A 19,243-nucleotide genomic window follows, 5' to 3' on the forward strand; every position below is an offset into this window, starting at 1 on the left:
ACGAAATCGCGCTTAGAGATACGCCGAGTCCCACCGCGCCGCCTTTCGCTTGTTGTCACAATCGTTGCACTGGATTCGCTCCATGCTGTCCATCGAGTTGTCGAACGATTCGCAGTTTGCACAGAAGTAGCCGTGGCGGTTTTCGGCATCTCCGTCGGTGAAGACGGCGAAAAACGGCGCTTTCGACCCGCGACTGCTCTCGGCGCGATTGATGTAGAGCGTTTGGCCCTCGTACTCTTTAGGTTCCAACACCGCATCTTCGGTTTCGGCGTAGACGTTCTCGGTGTACGTTTGTTCGCCGATTTCTGCGGTACGCTCGCTAACTTTGGTAAAGCCGTGGTCTTCGTAGAACTGATTTCCTTCTTCGTTGTCGGCGAGCACTAGCCCAATCTGGGATTCGACGCCTTTCTCTCTGAGTTCCTCTTGCGTTCTACCGAGGAGTGCCGTGCCGACGCCTTCCCCACGGTAGTCGGGGTGGACGTGTAACCAGAGGATGTTCCCCTCGGGCACGTCGGGGAGCATATCACTTTGAGAGAAGCCGACCACGTCGCCGCCTTCGAGCGCGACGAGGAACAGCATGCCGCGACTCTGGAACTCGGATTCGAGAGACTCGTCGGAGTACCACTCCGAAACCGCGTGTTCGATTGCCTCTTCGTCCACAAAATGTGAGTAGGAGGCCGAAAGCGACCGCTCGGCAACGTCTTGCATTCCGGCAATGTCCTCCGTTCTGGCTTCGCGTACCTGCATACTTGGACTACTGTGGCATGAGAGATAAACATTCTACCGGCCAGTGGGATTTCTTCGCTGTTCGATCTTCGACAATCGCCCCACTTCTCCGCCTTCGGTAGCGTTTTGCGCCATCACCCGAAACCTCCCCGGCATGGATAGCGCACTCGTCATCGGCGGCACTCGATTCATCGGTCGCCACCTCGTAAACGACCTGCTCGACAACGACTACGACGTGACGATTTTCAATCGCGGCAACCACGACAATCCTTTCGCGGATACCGAGGGCGTCACCCACTTCGAAGGCGACCGAACCAACGACTCCGCGCTCGAAGCGGCCAAGGCGGAGGTTGCCCCGGACATCGTCATCGACTGCGTGGCGTACAAACCCCGCGAAGTTCGCGCCGCCATGGAAATCTTTGCCGACGTATCGGGCTACGTCTACATCTCCAGCGGAAGCGCCTACGGCGAGGAAATCATCCCCAAGCGCGAAAACGAGACGGAACTGTGTGACTGCACGCCCGAACAGGCCACCGACGAATCCGGGGATTCCTACGGCCCACGAAAGGCGGAGGGCGACCGCGCCATCTTCGAGGCCGCAGAGCGGAGTGTGAACGCGATGAGCCTCCGTCCCTGCATCGTCTACGGCCCGCACGATTACACCGAGCGCCTCGATTTCTGGCTCGACCGGGTGAACCACTACGACCGACTGCTCGTGCCGGGCGACGGCCAAAATCTCTGGCACCGCGCCTACGTCGAAGACGTGGCCAGCGCCCTGCGAATCGTTGCCGAGGAGGGCGAAGCGGGAGAATCGTACAACGTCGGCGACGAGCAACTCGTTACGATGGACGAAATGCTGGGACTCATCGCGGACGCCTTCGAAACCGACGTGGAACTCGTCCACGCCAGCGACCGCGAACTCTCGACCGCCGACCTTTCGGTGGACGACTACATTCTCTACCGGGAGTACCCGCACGTCCTCGATACGAACAAGCTTGCGAGTCTCGGGTGGGAATCGACGCCCGTGGAAGAGGCCATGGAGCGGACGGTTGCGGAGCATCTGGAAAGTGACCGTGACGGAAGCGAGTACGAACCCGGTCGTGAGGAAGAGGAGAAGGTGCTCGGCGTTCTGGACACGATATAAGCGACGAGACGCGAGAGGCGTAATGAGAAGGAGTTTGGTTTGATTGGCTCGATAACCGATGTTTCGATTATTTTTCATTCTTTGTGCCAATCGAGTTGGGATAGATTTGCCGTTAGCAACTGCCGACTCCAATGAGACCGCACCGCCACCGCATCCGTCCACGAACCTCCCCAACCGACTCCCTCAACTCACTGGCGCTCGTTTCGGTCGTCCCTCGCGCGAACTCGGGCAGACCCTCGGCGGTACACGCCTCGGGTCTACTGACGCACGCGCCACTGTGGTTTGTGACAATCCACGAAATCCGAATTGTACCATCTGGCGCGCGCTGGCACACCCCCTGAGGATTTTACGTTCGAGGGGGTGTGCTGAAGTCGCGCGAGGGATGAGTATCGCAACGCAGTGAGAAACGCAGTCGGTTGGGGAGGGTGTGGCCTGCGGTAGCGGTTGCGGTATTTGTTGTCGTGACTTGCCAACGACAGAATCTCAGCATGTTAGAACGTGCAATCTTACTTTTCTTGTTGCGGTATGTAGAGTCGTGATTTGCTGACGACATTCATCGAAGATTTGAGAGTGTGCAGTCCGACTTTCGTCGTTGCGATTGAGATGCGTCCAAAACCGTCCGTTCCTGCATCCGCGTCTACGTTCCGCGAGAGAGTAAACTGTTTCACGGACCCATACCGAATGGATGGTATGTTCGATAAATCTACGTGGATTCGCCTGCCCCGGAACGTGGTGGTAGGCCACGGCGTCCTCTCCGAGACGGTGGACGCCATTTCTGAACTCCATCTCCACGGCGTACCATTAATCGTCACGAGTCCGACGCCGAACGACGTGGCGGGCAGGCGAGTCGTCGCGCAGTTCGAGGAGGAAGGAATCGCCGTCGAAACGGTGGTCATCGAGGAGGCGAGTTTCGCGTCCGTCCAGCAAGTTATCGAAGTTGCGCGCGAAGTGGATGCAGGATACCTCGTCGGCGTCGGTGGCGGGAAAGCCATCGACATTGCCAAAATGGCGAGCGACGAAATCAAACGCGGCTTCGTCTCGATTCCGACGGCGGCGAGTCACGACGGCATCGTCAGCGGGCGAGGGTCGGTACCCGAGAAGGACACTCGACATAGCGTGGCCGCGGAACCGCCACTGGCGGTCATCGCGGACACGGAAATCCTCGCAGACGCACCGTGGCAACTCACGACGGCGGGGTGTGCGGACATCATCAGCAACTACACCGCGGTCAAGGATTGGCGGCTGGCCAACCGCCTCCAAAACGTCGAATATTCGGGCTACTCGGCCGCGCTGGCGGAGATGACCGCCGAAATGCTGGTGGACAACGCGGAGTCCATCAAGCCCGGCTTGGAGGAATCGGCGTGGGTCGTCACCAAAGCACTGGTTTCCTCCGGCGTGGCGATGAGCATCGCCGACTCGTCGCGTCCGGCCAGCGGAGCAGAACACCTCTTCTCACATCAACTCGACCGCATCGCGCCGGGGGCGGCCCTCCACGGTCATCAGGTCGGTGTCGGTTCCATCATCACCGAATATCTGCACGGCGGAAATTGGCAGGGAATCAGAGACGCGCTAGCGACTATCGGTGCGCCGACAACTTCGGACGACCTCGGAATCGACGGCGAAACGGTCGTCGAAGCACTCACCACAGCCCACGAAATCCGCGATAGATACACCATTCTCGGCAATGGGATGAACGAGGCCGCGGCCATCGAAGCGGTGACGGCGACGAACGTCATATAAAATATCATAACTTTACCGCGGCAACAACTTTCAAGGCACTCCCGCGAAAGTGTCCGGGTGTGGCGCTAATTATATGAGTACCATCGTGGAGATTTCGATACCCGCCGACGAGTTCGCGCTCGGTCGTGCACTGCAATCGGATTCGCAGTTGCAAATCGAACTGGAGCGCATCGTTCCGACGGGGACTGCCGTGTTTCCTTTCTTCTGGGCGTGGGGAGACTCGGTCGGCCAGTTCGAGGCCGCGGTGCGTGCTGAACCGGCGATACAAGACCTCACGAAACTCGATTCCTTTTCGGATGGGACGCTGTTCCGAGCGGTTTGGAACGAAGAGATTACCGGGTTCGTGCAAGGAATCGAAGAGGCCAACGTGACCGTGATGGAGGCAAACGGCACGTCGGATGGCTGGACGTTTCACCTTCGATTCCCGGCACAAGAACAGATGTCCGAATTTCAAGCCTTCTGCCAGCAGGAAGGCATAACCGTAGAGGTTCATCGCGTCTACTCCCTACAGGAGATGACGGCACAGCAGTTGGGAACGCTCACGCCCGCACAGCAAGAAACGCTCGTCACCGCCTACGAAGAGGGCTATTTCGAGCGCCCGCGAAACATCACATTGGAGGAGTTGGCCGACGAACTGAAAATCTCGCCGCAGGCGGTCGGCGGTCGGTTACGGCGCGGCTACGCGAACCTCATCTCGGGGTCATTTCGTTCAATACAATAGTAAGCGCATAAATACGAATATCGAGCAGTACTTAAGTGTGTTTCGTGGGAAACATGTGGCCTCAACTGGTTTCGCCCGCTATCTTTTGTCGTGATTCCCTAGACGGAGATGGATGCGTTCCATCCAGTTTGCCAGTGGACGTTGTCTCTTCGCTGTAACTGAACGCTCCGTCTATCGTCCTGAATACGCCCCGACCTGCAAAATCAGCAGACCCAGACCGATGGATATACAACCGACTCAGCGAGGGTGCCGCTCGCATGGATTCGAACTGCCGACCGCCGGACCACCACCCGACGAGGGGAGCGTGGTTTCGTGACCGACTACAGCGTTCTCGTCGCCGACGATGAGCGTTCGATTGCAGATCTATACTCCCGATGGCTCGGCGAGGAGTACGACGTGTACACCGCATACGACGGCGCAGAAGCGATGGAGTATGCGGACGACACCATCGACATCGCACTCCTCGACCGAGATATGCCGCGAGCAAGCGGTGACGACGTTCTTGAGACGATTCGTGAGCGACAGCTGGACTGCCGCGTCGGCATGATTACCGCAGTAGAGCCGGACTTCGACGTGCTCGAACTCGGCTACGATGACTACGTCGTCAAACCGATACGCTCCCCAGAACAGTTACACGACATCGTCACGACGCTGACACAGCGCGCAACGTACTCCACCGACATTCAGCGACTGCTCACGCTGTCTTCGAAGCAGGCCGCACTCGAAACCCGAATGAGTCCGGACGAACTCGAAAATCGTGACGAGTATCAGGAACTCATACAGAAGATTCAGTCGCTGAAAGCGTCGCTTTCGAACACGTTGGACGGATTAGGAGACGACGATTTGCAAGGGGAACTGATGCAGAGCCACGTCGCTTCAGAATAATACGAAACGCTATTTTTCGCGGAAATCGCTCGATGGGGTTGCATTCGTGAAAAATACGTTTGATGTCCGTTCGACGACGAGACTATCCCAAGTCGGCGCGCTCGAACGAGAGGTAGCCAATCGCCACGGGGACGACGAACCACACCGCGAGGATGACCACTGCGAACCACCCTTCGAGGTAGAACGGTGCATCTCCGGTAACCATGGTTTGGTATATCGTCTGTCCGTCCGGATTCGTCAGGAAGTCGGCCACAACTGCGTACGCGTTCACGGGATTGAGTAGCTGAAGCAGGAAGTACCAGGCTGGAAGCCCTTCTACAGGGTTTGGAATCCCGCCTTCGAGCAGATAGTAGGCGCCCAGTGGAATGACGCTCCAGACGAGCTGGAAGAGGAAATACAGGCCAATCGCACCAGCCATCGCCCGCGAGCGGGTGGCGGTCATGGACGAAAAGCCGACGGCGATACCGACGAACACCAGTCCGAAGAGGAGCGTGACGACTCCCTGCACGAGGAACTCGGTTAGCGGGAATGAACCGTACTGGACGGCGAGAACGATTGCACCCGCGATAAACGCGACAACGGTCGCAACCGAAACGACGACAGTTCGTCCGATCAGTTTGCCGAACAGAACATCTCGGCGACTGTGGGGCAAGCCGAGCAGGAGTTTGATGCTCCCCGATTCACGTTCTCCCGCGATAGCGAGATACGCGACGACGAGCGCCGCAAGCGGGACGATGAGGGTCGCTGGAGTGCTAAGGAATGCAACCGTCTGGTTTGCGGTAAAATCATCGTTGAACGAACCTATCGCGTACATTCCACCGGCAGTCGCCAGCACGAACAGGGCCGTGATGGCCCAGAGCATCTTCGAGCGCGCGGCATCCTCGAAGTCCTTGCGGGCGACGACGGCGACACTCATGCTTCTACCTCCGATTTGACTCCGCGGTCATCCGACTCTGTCGTGTACGCCGTAAACAGGTCTTCGAGCGAAGATTCCTTCGTCGCGATGTCGGTGACGGTCGCACCCGCCTCTTCGACTGCGTTGATGACTTTCGCCTTCGCACTCGATTCGGTGTAGGTCACCGTGATTTTGTTTCCATCGACCGTGACATCCGTAACGCCTGCTATCGTCGTCAAGTCGATGTCCGGGATGATGTTGACCGACAGTTCCATCGCCGAACCGGTGTCGCTCGTCTCGCGCAGTCCTTCGATGGTGTCCACGGTGACGAGTTCGCCTTGGTTCATGATTGCGACGCGGTCACAGATTGCTTCGACTTGGTCTAAGATGTGACTGGAGAAAAACACGGCCGTGCCGCGGTTTGCCTCCGCACGGATGATTTCGCGCATTTCGCGGACACCGTGTGGGTCGAGTCCGGAGGAGGGTTCGTCCAGAATGAGCAGGTCGGGGTCGCCCACGAGCGCCATTCCGAGGGTAACGCGCTGGCGCATTCCTTTCGAGTAGTCGCCCGCAGGGCGGTCTGCGTCCTCTTGGGAGAGTCCGACTCGGTCGAGGATGTCGTCAGCATCGTCGCCAGTTTTCTTCGAGTCGATGGCGAACTGGATGTGCTTTCGACCCGAGAGTCGTCCGTAGAGGTCGAACGCATCGGGGAGGATACCGATTTGTTCGTGAATCGTCTGGGTGTCTTCCTGTGCGTCGTAGCCGAGGACGTTCGCCGACCCCGTGGTCGGACGAATGTAGTCCATCAGCATGTTGATGGTCGTCGATTTACCCGAACCGTTCGGGCCGAGGAAACCGAAGATTTCGCCCTCTTCGACAGTCAAGTCGAGGTTGGAAACCGCAACCACCTCGCCGAACTGTTTCGTGAGACCGTTTGTCTGAATGGCGGCCATAGCTATCGATTGATTTACTGGCCATTTAAATCTTCACTGGCATGATAAATCAAGACACGGGATGTCGAGTTTACTGCACGATTCGTCGAAATCTATCCGTATTCTCGCGAATTGATTCGTATGCTCACTTATCCCAAGTCAGCGCGCTCGAAGGCAAGGTAGCCGATTGCCAGTGGAGCGACGAGCCACGCGCCGAGGATGACGAGCATGAACCACTCTTCCAAGTAGAACGGAATATTCATCTGGGGAGTGATGTATCGAGGGAAGTAGATGCTCTGCTCGGTGAAGACGAGTCCGGCGGCGCGCTGGAACGCATAGGGTGGACTGATGAGGAAGACGAGTTCGTAGATTTCGGGGCCGAGCGTCATTCCGAGTTTGTCGTCCGCGACGTACCGGAGTGCTGCGGCGGGCGAAATCGTCGGAACCGTCCAGAGGACGTTGAACACGAAGAATACGCCGACGGAACTCGCCATCGCGCGCGAACGCGAGGCACAGAGCGCCGACAGACCGACTGCGATGCCGATGTACGTCAGGGTAAAGAACAGCATCAACAGGAAGAACTTGGCGAACACGACAAAGTCAACGCTGTCGAGCATGACAACGCCCAGCACGCCAGCGACGCCGAACGCCAACAGCAGACCGACCGTGATAACCATCGAGCGACCGACGAACTTCCCGACGACGAGGTCGAATCGCGTATTCGGCAGTCCGAGCAGATATTTGATGCTCCCCGATTCACGCTCGCCAGCGATGGAGAGGTAGGCGACGATGAGCGCGCTCAGCGGAATGATGAAGATGCCAATGAGCGACATTAGCGCGAGCACGTCCGTCATCGCGCTCTGAGGGCTGTCGCCCGCGAAGTAGACGATGAGCGCCAACAGCAGGACGTACAGCGAGATGAGGCCCAACAACCCTTTCGAGCGTCGGGAATCGATGAAGTCCTTTTTCGCCACGGAAAGCCAGCTCATGCCGACACCTCCGCGGGAGATTCGGCTTTCTGGTCGGTCGATTCCTCGCCCCTCGTGTAGCTGTCGAACAGCTCTTCGAGCGAGGCCTGTTCGGATTCGATGTCCGCAATATTCGTCGCGGCGTCCACGCGCTTTACCACCTGTGCCTTCTTGCCGGGGTCGGAGAAGGATACGCGAAGCGTGGCGTCATCGACGGAAACGCTGGAGACGCCATCGATGCTTGACAAGTCGAGTTCGGTCGGGACGCGCGACACTTTCAGGATCAACTGTGAACTCGCACCGGTCAGTTCGCGGAGGCCTTCGACGGTGTTTTCAGCGACGAGTTGTCCGTTGTTCATGATTCCGACGCGGTCACAGGCCGCCTCGACTTCCGAGAGGATGTGGCTGGAGAAGAACACGGACGTACCGCGATCTGCCTCCGCGCGGATGAGTTCGCGCATTTCGCGGATTCCGTGGGGGTCGAGTCCGGAAGAGGGTTCGTCCAGAATGAGCAGGTCGGGGTCGCCGACCAGCGCGGAAGCCAGCGCGAGTCGCTGTGCCATTCCTTTCGAGTAGCCGCCGACTTTTCGGTCGGCGTCCTTTTGGGAGAGGCCGACTCGGTCGATGAGTTCCGGCGGACTTTCGTTCGCGCTTTTCGCGTCGATAGCGAAGTCAAGATGCTCGCGTGCAGTAAGTCGGTCGTAGAGGTCGTAGCCCTCCGGGAGGATGCCGATTCGATTGCGGATTGCTCGCGGTTCGTTCTGTGCGTCGTGTCCGAGAACCTCCGCGGTGCCCTCGCTCGGGCGCATGAAATCCAACAGCATGTTGATGGTCGTGGATTTCCCTGCCCCGTTGGGACCGAGGAAGCCGAAGATTTCGCCCTCTTCGACCGTGAGGTTCACGTCGCGGACTGCGACGACGTCGCCGAATCGCTTCGTGAGGGAGTTCGTTCTGATGGCGGCCATGTCGGGGGTTTCACAGGCGACCTACATGTGCTTTCTGTTCATTGACACGTCGTACCAATGGCACAGTTCGAGCAATACTTTTGACAACACGTCACGAGAACTCTGCATGACTGGCTTTGCTGTCCGACCTGCGGAGTCGGACGACGCCCCCGCCATCCGCCGCGTCGCCCGAGAGTCGTGGCACGCCGCCTACGACGACATCATCGGGGCCGATACGGTGGACGAAACCATCGACCAGTGGTACGATATCGAACGCCTCCGCGAGAGCGCGACCAACTCAGACCACGAGTTTTTCGTCGCGGAGCGCGAAGAAGGCGAGGAAATCGTCGGAATCGTTCATGCCGCACCGAGTTCGGACGAAAATGGAGTCTTCCAACTGCTTCGGATTTACGTCGTTTCCGACGAGTGGGGTTCGGGAATGGGCAGTCGGTTGTTAAGTCGTGTGGAGGAGCGACTGCGTGAGCGTGGCGGTGAGACGCTTCGGTTGACCGTGTTGGCGGACAACGACGTTGGCGTGGGATTTTACGAATCGCGCGATTTCGAGCGCGTGGAGGAGGGCGAAGCTACAGGGTTCGGTGTCGGAGAATACGTGTACGAAAAGACGTTGTAGTGGGGGTATGGATATTATAAGTAGGATGTGGGCGGGATGGTTTCGTCACAGATTTGAGTGAGTGTCGTTGGTGATATGCACCTTCAAATCTCGAATAGATGTCGTCAACAAGTCACGACAACACATGACCGCCACCGCAGGCCACAATCCTCCCCAACCGATTCCCGCCACTCGCTGCGCTCGTTCTGGTCATCCACTGTCAGAGCAAGTTCTGACAAGCCATTCGCTCGCTCCTCTGTCGCTCACGAAGACCTCGCGCGCTATCACTACAGGCCTTCGGAGGTGAGCTCCTCAGGCCTGTACCAGCACGCGCCACCGTGGTTTGTGAAAACTTTTGAAATATGAATTTCCACATGGCGCGTGGAGGCGCACCTCCGGTGCGCCCGCGCGAGGGACGACTGAACGAAGTGAGGGAGTCGGCTGGGGAGGGTGTGGCCGGGTGCGGGGCGGTTTCAGTGGAGTCGTGACTTGCTGACGACAAATTCGAATCGACAGACTTGACTCCGCTCCGAACACCATTCTGTTCGTTTCATCGCGTCTGTTGTCTGGAACCGAAATCACTGCGCTACACGTACTTTTCCAAAAACTCGGCAGTCTTCGTGTACGCCTCGATTCGATTGTCCAGTTTCGAGAAACCGTGGCCTTCGTCGGGGAAAATCAGCTTCTCGACCGGGATGCCCTGTTCCTTCGCTTCCTCCGCGATTTGTTCGGCCTCGCCCACCGGCACGCGCGGGTCGTTCGCGCCGTGAAGCACCAACAACGGCGCCTCGATGTTCCGAATGTTGTTGATGGGACTGATGGATTCCAAAAACTCCCGGTCGTCGGCAAGCGACCCGTACTCCGCCTCGCGGAGTTCGCGCCGCCAGTCGCCCGTGTTTTCGAGGAACGTGACGAAGTTGGCGATGCCGACGATGTCCACCCCGGCGGCCCAGAGGTCGGGATATTCGGTCAGCGCGGCGAGCACCATGAACCCGCCGTAGGAACCGCCCATGGCGACGATTCGGTCGGGGTCAACGACGCGCTGGTCGTGCAACCACTCGACTCCGGCTTTGATGTCCGCGACGGAATCCATCCGCTTTTCCACGTCGTCCAGATGGGTGTACTCCTTGCCGTAGCCCGACGACCCGCGGACGTTCGGTTCGAGGTAGGCGTAGCCGCGATTCAGGAAGTACTGCTTTGTCGGACTGAAGGAGGGCCGTCGCTGGGACTCCGGCCCGCCGTGGATGTCCACGATAACCGGGGTGTCGCCGACTTCCGCAGCCTCGGGAACCGAGAAGAAAGCCGGAATCGTTCTGCCATCGAAGCTCTCGAAACGGACGAGTTTGGGTGGGACGAACGTCTCCGGCGGGATTCCGCCGGCGGACGCTTCCGTCCAGCGTTCGGCCTCGCCCGTCTCTGTTTCCACGACGTAGACGTTCGTGTTATCCGTGCTCTCCGTGACGGTGAGGGTGAACCGCGCCGCATCGGGGTCGAAACTCACGCCGCCTGCGACTCCACGGGGAAGGTTCGGCGTCGGGAACTCGCGGATGGTCGTCTCGTCGGTCAGCCTGCCGACCGTGAGTTCGGTGTAACCGTCCTCGTTGCGCGAGTAGACGAGTCGGCCGGAATCCTCGTCGAGGGCGACGCCATCCACGTTCCAGTCGCCGCCTTCCTCCACGACTTCGAGTTCGGCCGAACCGAGGTCGAGGCGCGCGAGATACATCGTGTCGCTCCCCTCGTCCGTGACGAGGTAGAGCGCGTCGCCGTTCGGCCCCCAGTTGCTGCTGCGATAGCGAACGTGTCCTTCGTGCGGCGTTACGTGTTCGAGCTCGCCGGATTCGATGTCGAGGACGTGCAGGTCTTGGTCGAACGAGGAGTGGGCTTCGACGACCACCAACCGGTCGTCGTCGGGACTCCACCCAGCGAGGGAAAGCCAGCCGTCGCCTTCGTACACCAGTTCGGCGTCCTCGCCGACCGCATCTCGGTCTTGCACGTACACGTCGAAAACGGCGTTTTCACGCCGGTTCGACGTGAACGCGAACTGCGACCCGTCGGAGTTCCACCCACCCCAGCGATGTTTCGCCTCCGGCATATCCGTGAGTGGAGTGATGGTTTCGCCGGTTCCGCCGAGGCGAAACAACTGTTCGCGCTCGTTTCCGCCGTCGTCCATGCCGAAGATGAGTTCGTCGCGTTCCGGCGACCACGAGGCGAACGAAATTGGTTCGTCGTAAAACGTGAGCTGTTCGGGCCACGTTTCCGGTTCGTCCAGCCGCCACACTTGCGGAACGCCCGTCGTGTTCAGCAGAAAGCTCAGTCGTTCGCCATCTGGGCCGAAGGATGCAGTATGTGCGCTTCGGACGTTCAGATACCGCTCGAAATCATACGTCGTCATTGATACTTCGTTTCGATACGGGTGACAAAGTAGTTTGGCAAGCGGTAGCTATCGCGGGGCGGTGTTACCATCGGTTGGCGGGAAATGCCACTAGCCGAACTAGTCTAATACTTTACCCCTCACTATACTTAAAGAATGGAGATACAAAGGCACAGGTTTTGTAGAATCGGTAGCTTGATTTGATATACGATAAGTGATATAATATGGAGGCGACATCTACGGACGCAGGCAATAACACGGATTTGATACATCAGTTTTCGTTCGACGAGGACGAAACTGATAGTATCGTCGTCACCGTCAGCAAGGCAGTTTCTCAGGTAACTGACACACCTATCGAGGAGATGCCACCCCTGCAGGAGACGATAGATTGCGACGCGCTCGAAGTCCTCTTCTCATCGTTCAGCATCGAAGACGATCCCGGTATCGGGCAGGTACAGTTCCCGTTCTACGACTGTACGGTTCGAATCGACACCACGGGGACGGTACAAGTGTACGACGAGGGACAGAGGTACTCTCCCGATGGCTCCGGGTGCTAGCCAAGTGACTCGTGACGTGGAACTGCTCTCGTTGGACGAGTTCGAACAGCAGTTAGGGGAACTGGTCGAAGTCAGTGCGCAAAACGGAATCGGGTTCGACCGCTCGTGGACGTTCCGTGGACAAGAGGAGGACGTTCCGGACGTGATGGTCGAAATCACTCGTTTACAGAAGCGCGGCGGAGACGCCGAGAAGCGGTAACGACAGCATTCGTATTCTATCGTTCCATTACCGGGCCATATACGGCACATAACAAAAACCCCTGCGTGTGACGGCCAGTCGCCATGCAGGTCACAACAGACACGCGGCGAGTAATCGTGGTTGCCTTCGTCTGCTTGCTCGTCGCCGAAAGCGGCGTCGGTACCGGCGCACAAACCGACACGAACAGCGTCAACGGGGATTCGAGAACTGCAACCGCCGACACCGCGGCGACCGACCTCCACGTCGAGTTCGTCAACTGTTCCGCCGTCCGAATCAACGGGTCGGCGGAGCGTGTCGCCGTCGGAACGACGTGGTACGCCCCGGACGGCGTTGCGACATCGTACTTCGAGTACGGCCCGGTCAACGACACGACGCTCGTTACGCCACCAAATCAGGGTGAAACTGGAACGGCAGTCGCCTACGTTACCGTGTACGACGACGAGCGGGCCACTCCGGTTTTGAGTCGTCAGCATCCCGCTACGACCGCCTGTGAGGAGCGCATCGGTTCCGACGACGCGAATCGCTCTGGTTGACACAAATTCCATCCCGAAGACCGCGAGCGACTGATTTCGACGGGTATGAACGGTGGAATCGACACGATAACGCCGACGTTTTTTCGAACGATGGAGCTGGTAATCGGTGGTTGAATCGCCAGCGCGCGCCACCCTATCGCGTCATCGTCGTGTCCTCACGACGAGGATGTAATTCACGATTTGCTCGGTACGGAATCGTTCACGTGAAACGGACATCACGGGATACGAACTGAACGGAGTCGCTGATTTATGCGGCTCGTTGGCGTGTGCAGAGTACTACGGGGGAGGTATGACTACGACACGAACCCGAGAGCGCGCCGACCGGACACGGTCGGCCGCGTTCTCAGAGCAGGAGGTGTACGACGCAGTAAAAAATCTTCGTCGGCGGTACGTGCTGTACTATCTCAATCGGGAGCGAAAACCGGTCGAACTGGGGGAACTCGCGGAACAAATCGCGGCGTGGGAGAACAACATCGACGTGGAGATGGTGTCACCGGAACAGAGAAAATCGGTGTACAGCGCGCTGTATCAAACCCATCTCCCGAAGCTAGAAGCCATCGGAATCGTTACCTACGACCGTAACTCCAAGCGAGTATCGTTTACCGAGGGTGCACAGAATTTCGAACTGTATCTGGCGACCGATTCGCAGACGACAATTCCGTGGCACAAACTGTACATGTCCCTCTCGGGAATCAGTACGGTGTTGGTCATCTTCGGCTGGGTCGGTTTCATCTCGTTTTCCGGGTTTCAACTCGCGGCGTTCGTGCTGTTTCTGTTCGGAATGACCGCCATCGGTCATTTTTACGACCGACACGTCTGGCAGCGGCGATTTCAGGGTGCGACGCCCGACCTCGCGTTGGAGTTCGACGACAGTCGTTGGTTCCAGTGAGCGGGTTTCAATGAAAGAAGACTTTTACTTTCTCGTTTCGTGGCCGCAGGTATGCGAGTCGCGTTCGTCGCCGAAGTGACGGCCCAACACGAGGAAACGGGTGCAACCCGTCGGCTTCGTCGCACTGCGGAACTCCTCGCTAGCCGCGGTCACGAAATCACTATTTTCTGCGCCCAGTGGTGGGACGGTGACCACGAGTCGTTCGAACAGGAGAACGTGACGTACTACGCCGTGACGACCGAACCGCCCGGAGAGACACCGTCGCGTCGATTTGCACTCTCGCTTCCCAGTGCGCTCCGACGCGCGAAACCGGACGTGATTCACGCAACAGCGGTTCCAAAGCACGTTTTAGCCGCGAAAACGGCGAGCAAATTTGCGCGCGCGCCACTCGTCGTGGACTGGTACGAAGCGCCGCCCGCCGGGACGGGAACCGCGTCGAAATCACTTCGAATGGCCGCGCGCGCGCCGGATGAGGTTATCACTCCATCCGAGACGGTCAAAACGCGCGTCCGGGAACTCGGTGCAAGTGGCGACGACGTGCGCGTCGTCCCGAACAGCATCGGCATGGACGCCATCCGCGAGGCGCAGGTGGTCGATGGCGCAGACATCGTCTACTCGCGGCGACTCGACGAGGACGCAAATCTGGAAAGCCTCCTGCTCGCGCTGGCCGAACTACGGGACAAGGGCTGGCACGCGGTGGTCATTGGCGACGGCCCCGCTCGTGGGCAGTACGAACGACAAACCGCAGACCTCAGAATCGACGACCGCGTCGAATTTACCGGAGCGCAACCGGCGGAAAAACGGATTCCCGTATTCCGCGGCGCGAGCGTCTACGTCCAGACGGCTAGAAAGGAAGCCTTCCCGACAGACCTCCTTCGCGCGCTTGCCTGCGGATGTGCCGGCGTCGTGGAGTATCACGTCGAATCGAGCGCGCACGAACTGGTCGAACGGGAGGAACGCACGTTCAGAACGACGAGCGAACAGGAACTCACCGACGCACTGCGGGAGGCCGCAACCTTGCCCGAGATGACGGAAAACGACGCGTTCGAAAAATACGACCACCGACCCGTGTTGGAGCAGTATCTCGATTGCTACCGGGATGTGCAGGATTCGTTCGGATTTTTCTGACAGATTTTCGTGATGTCGGCACCGGAACCGAAAGCGCGAGGATATCGACTATCGGAGTGATAGCGCGTCGTATATTGTAACCGATTTGGAAGTGATGGTTCTGACCGGCGATACGGTGATTTATAAACCCTAACAAAATCAGTTTTTGTGTTGAACATGGGACGTTCGACCGATTCGAGTGTCGTTCGTCCTCTTGGAGGGATTCAAACGAAGATTCTCGGAGCTACCCAAACAGCGTCTCTGCAACTTCGACGCGTGTGGTTCTACCGATGTTCTGGAGCAGTTTGAGATGCTGTGAATTACAGAAACGATACTTCTACGTCGGCTGTTTTGATTATATTATTTCAATTATTTTTGCTATATTGCAACTATTTATCAGTATTAGAAAAACTTTTTAACAACCAATTCGTCCAATAAGTTGCGTTCAAAAATGGCTAACAAAAACACACGGCGAAATTTCCTTCGAACCGTCGGAGCGACTGCACTCACGATTCCAGCACTCTCCGCAACCGCCACCGCGGCGTCGGATGATTTCTACTGGCCAACCACGGGTCAAGTCACATCCGGATATTACGACGACCGAGACGGTGGAACGCGAACCCACCGCGGCGTGGACATCGACTGGGAAACCGGCCAGCCGATTTACGCGGCTCAGTCCGGAACGGTCACGGCATCGGGTTACAACGGCGGATACGGCTATCGAGTGAACATCGAACACGAAGGCGGCTATCGGACGCGATATGCGCACTGTCAGTCCGACCTCAGAGTGGATGTCGGTGACTACGTCAGTCGCGGCGAGCACATCGCCGACCTCGGCGGCAGTGGCGGCTACGAACCGCACCTTCACTTCGACATCAAACGGAACGGAAGCTACGTTTACGTCCCCGGAAGTCCCGGCGACTGGGTGGACACGAGCAATCCGATTCCGGAAGACTACCCCGGCCTCGGCGACGGCGGAAGCGGCGGCTACAGTTGGCCGGTGTACTCGCGCGGCGACAACGGTGAAGCCGTCTACTCGATTCAGTTCCTGCTCGAACACCACGGTTACAACCTCGCGCACGACGGGAGCTACGGCCCGGAAACCGAAAGTACGGTGCAGAACTTCCAGTCCGCACAGGGACTCACGGTTGACGGCGTCGTCGGCCCGAACACGTGGAGTAACCTCGTCGTCTACGTCACGAGTTCGAGCGACGACCCGTACTGGCCGACCTACGCCGTGCAGCACCAACTGAACTACGACGAAGGCTACAACATCTCCGTGGACGGCTACTACGGCCCCGAAACCGAGGGAGCCATTGAGAGCTTCCAGTCAAGCGCCGGACTCACCGTTGACGGCATGGCTGGCCCGAACACGTGGCAGGCGCTCGTTGACATCGGCAACTAACCGAAATCAGCAGTTTACGACGAGGTCTTGCGAGCGGTTCGACTCTTGCTTTTTGGAGTGAACTGCTGTTTTTTGCAATCTAAATCCGTCTCGCGCAAATCCACGGGTCGAATTGCTACGAGTCGTCCCTACGATTCATCCAGCGTTTTCGGCGCTTCTACGGCCTCGACGGCGCGAACTGCGGCGACGTTCGCCTCCACGTCGTGAACGCGGACGATGTCGGCCCCGCGCTCCGCGGCGATGGTCGTTCCGGCAACCGTCGCCGGGCCGCGCTCGCCTGCCTCGCTTCCGATGTGGCCGAACATGGATTTGTGTGAATGGCCGATGAGGACGGGACAGTCGAGGCCGTGGAACTCGCCAGTTCGCCCGAGCAGTTCGAAGTTTTCCGCGGCGCGTTTGCCGAAGCCGAGTCCGGGGTCGACGATGATTTTGTTCCGGTCGAGTCCGGCCTTTTCCGCGAGCAGGACGCGTTCTTCCAGTTCCGCGATAACGTCCTCGACCACGTCGTCGTACTCAACGACGTGCTCCGGAACCACGGGCGCATCTAAGCTGTGTATCACCACGAGGGGCGCGTCGTACTCCGCCGCGACGAACCGCATTTCCGGGTCGGCTAATCCGGACACGTCGTTTACGATGTCCGCGCCAGCGTCGAGGGCGGCGCGGGCGACTTCGGCCTTTCGCGTGTCCACCGAAATCATCGCGTCCAAATCGCTGATTTCCTCGATGACCGGGGCGATTCGCTCGATTTCCTCCTCGTTCGAGATTTCGTCGGCTCCCGGTCTGGTGCTTTCGCCGCCCACGTCAATGATGTCGGCACCCGATTCGACCATCTCTTTCGCGCGCTCGATTGCGTCCTCGTGTGCCTCGTACTGCCCGCCGTCGTGGAAACTGTCCGGCGTAACGTTGAGGATGCCCATCACCGCAGTTCTTCCCTCCCACGGGTAGCCGTGTTCGCTCTCCGCTCGTTGGATTCCCAGCGTGTCACGGAGTTCGTCGGCGAACACCGACAGGCCGTAGGGTTGTCCGTCTAGTTTGTCGGCGAGTCGTTTGAACTGCGCCAAGGTACCCATCAACAGCACGTCGATGTTCTCATCGTCGCGGTCGTTCAGGCCGGATTGGGCGCATTCGCCGCCGAGACTCAACATCTCCTCTTTTAGGTACTGGGCTTGTCGAACCTGCACGCGCGTTTTCAGCACGCGATGAACTGCTTTTCCTCGCATTCTCCAGACTCCGGGTTCCGTGACGTGAGTTCCTGCAAGCGCTTCTCGTGCCTCTTCCAGATTCCCGATTCGTTTCGGAATTTCGGCCCGAGTCCAGCGGGTTCGTGCTTCCGCCACCGCGAACAGCGATCCCGTGACGAGAACCAAATCATCTTTCCCTGCCGCATCGAGCGCGTTTTCCAACGCGCTCTCGACCGAACTCACTCGCGCGACTTCGCTCGCACCGCGTTTTTCGAACGCGCGTGCGAGCACTTCTTCGTCCTCCGCACGGTCGATGTTCGGATGGCAGGCGACGGCGCGGTCGGGCGTCGGCAGTCCCTCGGCCATCGACTGAATGTCCTTGTCGTGCATCGCGCCGAAGACGAGGTGGAACTCGTCGTAGTCGAACTCCGAGATGGTTTCCGCGAGTGCTTCGCAGGCACCGGGGTTGTGTGCTCCGTCGAGGACGACCAGTGGGTCGGTTCCCATCACTTCGAACCGACCCGGCCAGAATCCTTTCCGGAGGCCGTTTGCGAGTTCGTCTTCGCTCACGTCGGCGACCTGACGGGCCAGCACCGCCGCGATTCCGGCGTTTTGGGCCTGATACTCCCCGAGCAGTGGTATCGACGTTTCGACCTCCCAATCCGGCCCGGACAGCGAAATCGCGGCCTCGGTGTGGTTCGTCCGCCCGTTGTAAGTGGTCTGCACATCTGCATCGGATGTTTCGCCGACCAAGACGACATCGCCCGCCTGCTCCCGAATCGCGTCGAGAGCGTCCCCGGTTGCACCGGTGACCAGCAGAGCGTCGTCGGGCGCGACGTGTGCCTTGTCGGTGGCGATTTCCTCGACCGTTTCGCCGATGATGCCGGTGTGTTCGAGCGTCACGCTCGTCACCGCCGAAGCAATCGGGGAGACGACGCTCGTCGCGTCGTAGCGCCCGCCGATACCGACTTCCAGGATGGCGACATCGACCGCTTCGCGGCCGAAATACCAGAGCGCCATCGCGGTCATCGTCTCGAAAAACGTCGGCGATTCGCCGTCCACTGCCCGGTCGGTGATGTACTCGTGTGCGTCTTCCACGAACTCGCCCATCGCGGCTTTCGTTATTTTCCGGCCGTCAACCGTGATTCGCTCGCGAACGTCGTCGAAATGTGGCGACGTGTACAGCCCGACAGTGAGGCCCGATTCGCGGAGCACCTGCTCCGTCATTCGGGCCGTGCTTCCCTTGCCGTTCGACCCAGCTACCTGCACGAACTGCACGCCGTCGTGGGGGTCGCCGAGGTGTGCGAGAAGGTCCGCGGTGGAGTCCGTCCCCGGTTTGGGACGGAATCGCCGCAGGTCGAAAAGAAAGTTCGCCGCCTCGTGGTAGTCCATAGCTGAGACGACAGAAGCAGTCCGCTTTAGATTGTCGAAGTCGG

General features: G+C 58.8%; 18 protein-coding genes. 11 read left to right on the plus strand and 7 right to left on the minus strand.

Translation table 11 applies throughout. The annotated features are described in order from the left end of the window. Positions 1-12: 12 nt before the first annotated feature. Positions 13-747 carry a GNAT family N-acetyltransferase gene (locus HL45_RS13055; RefSeq protein WP_049971513.1) on the minus strand — a complete coding sequence of 245 codons (735 nt, stop codon included), beginning with the start codon at positions 745-747 and terminating at the stop codon, positions 13-15. Positions 748-880: 133 nt separating this feature from the next. On the opposite strand from HL45_RS13055, the gene HL45_RS13060 reads away from it, so the two are divergent. The 4 genes from HL45_RS13060 to HL45_RS13075 all read left to right on the plus strand — a co-directional run bounded on the left by HL45_RS13060 (position 881) and on the right by HL45_RS13075 (position 5,216). Next, positions 881-1,870, plus strand: a complete 990-nt coding sequence (locus tag HL45_RS13060; protein ID WP_049971514.1) for an NAD-dependent epimerase/dehydratase family protein — start codon at positions 881-883, stop codon at positions 1,868-1,870. Between the two features lie 690 nt (positions 1,871-2,560). Continuing rightward, the gene (locus HL45_RS13065; protein ID WP_049971515.1) at positions 2,561-3,610 is read left to right on the plus strand and encodes an NAD(P)-dependent glycerol-1-phosphate dehydrogenase; all 1,050 of its coding nucleotides are present in this window, start codon (positions 2,561-2,563) and stop codon (positions 3,608-3,610) included. 73 nt (positions 3,611-3,683) lie between these two features. Beyond that, on the plus strand, positions 3,684-4,331 hold the full coding sequence (locus HL45_RS13070; protein WP_049971516.1) for a helix-turn-helix domain-containing protein: 648 nt from the start codon (positions 3,684-3,686) through the stop codon (positions 4,329-4,331). 312 nt (positions 4,332-4,643) lie between these two features. Continuing rightward, positions 4,644-5,216: a response regulator transcription factor gene (locus HL45_RS13075; RefSeq protein WP_049972037.1), complete on the plus strand. Its 573-nt coding sequence runs from the start codon at positions 4,644-4,646 to the stop codon at positions 5,214-5,216. A gap of 82 nt (positions 5,217-5,298) precedes the next feature. Here HL45_RS13075 and HL45_RS13080 read toward each other — a convergent pair whose 3' ends face one another. From HL45_RS13080 to HL45_RS13095, 4 genes are all read right to left on the minus strand, one after another. Beyond that, complete coding sequence (locus HL45_RS13080; protein WP_049971517.1) at positions 5,299-6,132, minus strand: ABC transporter permease; 834 nt, start codon at positions 6,130-6,132, stop codon at positions 5,299-5,301. After that, on the minus strand, positions 6,129-7,064 hold the full coding sequence (locus HL45_RS13085; protein ID WP_049971518.1) for an ABC transporter ATP-binding protein: 936 nt from the start codon (positions 7,062-7,064) through the stop codon (positions 6,129-6,131). Before HL45_RS13085 ends, HL45_RS13080 begins: the two co-directional genes overlap by 4 nt. A gap of 128 nt (positions 7,065-7,192) precedes the next feature. Further along, a complete protein-coding gene (locus HL45_RS13090; RefSeq protein ID WP_049971519.1) occupies positions 7,193-8,032 on the minus strand; it encodes an ABC transporter permease subunit in 840 nt (279 codons plus the stop codon). Continuing rightward, a complete protein-coding gene (locus HL45_RS13095; protein WP_049971520.1) occupies positions 8,029-8,976 on the minus strand; it encodes an ABC transporter ATP-binding protein in 948 nt (315 codons plus the stop codon). Before HL45_RS13095 ends, HL45_RS13090 begins: the two co-directional genes overlap by 4 nt. A gap of 106 nt (positions 8,977-9,082) precedes the next feature. Here HL45_RS13095 and HL45_RS13100 point away from each other — a divergent pair, with 106 nt between their 5' ends. Continuing rightward, positions 9,083-9,586: a GNAT family N-acetyltransferase gene (locus HL45_RS13100; protein WP_049971521.1), complete on the plus strand. Its 504-nt coding sequence runs from the start codon at positions 9,083-9,085 to the stop codon at positions 9,584-9,586. 565 nt (positions 9,587-10,151) lie between these two features. On the opposite strand, the gene HL45_RS13105 is transcribed toward HL45_RS13100, so the two are convergent. Then, positions 10,152-11,957 (minus strand): S9 family peptidase, encoded by a 1,806-nt coding sequence (locus tag HL45_RS13105; protein WP_049971522.1) that lies wholly within the window; start codon positions 11,955-11,957, stop codon positions 10,152-10,154. Positions 11,958-12,160: 203 nt separating this feature from the next. On the opposite strand from HL45_RS13105, the gene HL45_RS13110 reads away from it, so the two are divergent. The 6 genes from HL45_RS13110 to HL45_RS13135 all read left to right on the plus strand — a co-directional run bounded on the left by HL45_RS13110 (position 12,161) and on the right by HL45_RS13135 (position 16,626). After that, positions 12,161-12,493: a HalOD1 output domain-containing protein gene (locus HL45_RS13110; RefSeq protein ID WP_049971523.1), complete on the plus strand. Its 333-nt coding sequence runs from the start codon at positions 12,161-12,163 to the stop codon at positions 12,491-12,493. Continuing rightward, complete coding sequence (locus HL45_RS13115; RefSeq protein WP_049971524.1) at positions 12,477-12,692, plus strand: hypothetical protein; 216 nt, start codon at positions 12,477-12,479, stop codon at positions 12,690-12,692. Before HL45_RS13110 ends, HL45_RS13115 begins: the two co-directional genes overlap by 17 nt. A gap of 83 nt (positions 12,693-12,775) precedes the next feature. Then, positions 12,776-13,225, plus strand: a complete 450-nt coding sequence (locus HL45_RS13120) for a hypothetical protein (RefSeq protein WP_049971525.1) — start codon at positions 12,776-12,778, stop codon at positions 13,223-13,225. Between the two features lie 289 nt (positions 13,226-13,514). Continuing rightward, positions 13,515-14,114 (plus strand): DUF7344 domain-containing protein, encoded by a 600-nt coding sequence (locus HL45_RS13125; protein ID WP_049971526.1) that lies wholly within the window; start codon positions 13,515-13,517, stop codon positions 14,112-14,114. A 51-nt stretch (positions 14,115-14,165) separates the two neighbouring features. After that, positions 14,166-15,242, plus strand: a complete 1,077-nt coding sequence (locus HL45_RS13130) for a glycosyltransferase family 4 protein (protein ID WP_049971527.1) — start codon at positions 14,166-14,168, stop codon at positions 15,240-15,242. A 430-nt stretch (positions 15,243-15,672) separates the two neighbouring features. Further along, on the plus strand, positions 15,673-16,626 hold the full coding sequence (locus HL45_RS13135) for a peptidoglycan hydrolase (protein WP_049971528.1): 954 nt from the start codon (positions 15,673-15,675) through the stop codon (positions 16,624-16,626). A gap of 128 nt (positions 16,627-16,754) precedes the next feature. Here the strand turns inward: HL45_RS13135 and folP are convergent, their stop codons facing one another. Further along, positions 16,755-19,199 carry a dihydropteroate synthase gene (folP, locus tag HL45_RS13140; protein ID WP_049971529.1) on the minus strand — a complete coding sequence of 815 codons (2,445 nt, stop codon included), beginning with the start codon at positions 19,197-19,199 and terminating at the stop codon, positions 16,755-16,757. Positions 19,200-19,243: the final 44 nt, after the last annotated feature.

Origin of the sequence: Haladaptatus cibarius D43, from assembly GCF_000710615.1 — an archaeon.
In the GTDB taxonomy this organism is placed as follows: Archaea; Halobacteriota; Halobacteria; order Halobacteriales; family Haladaptataceae; genus Haladaptatus; species Haladaptatus cibarius.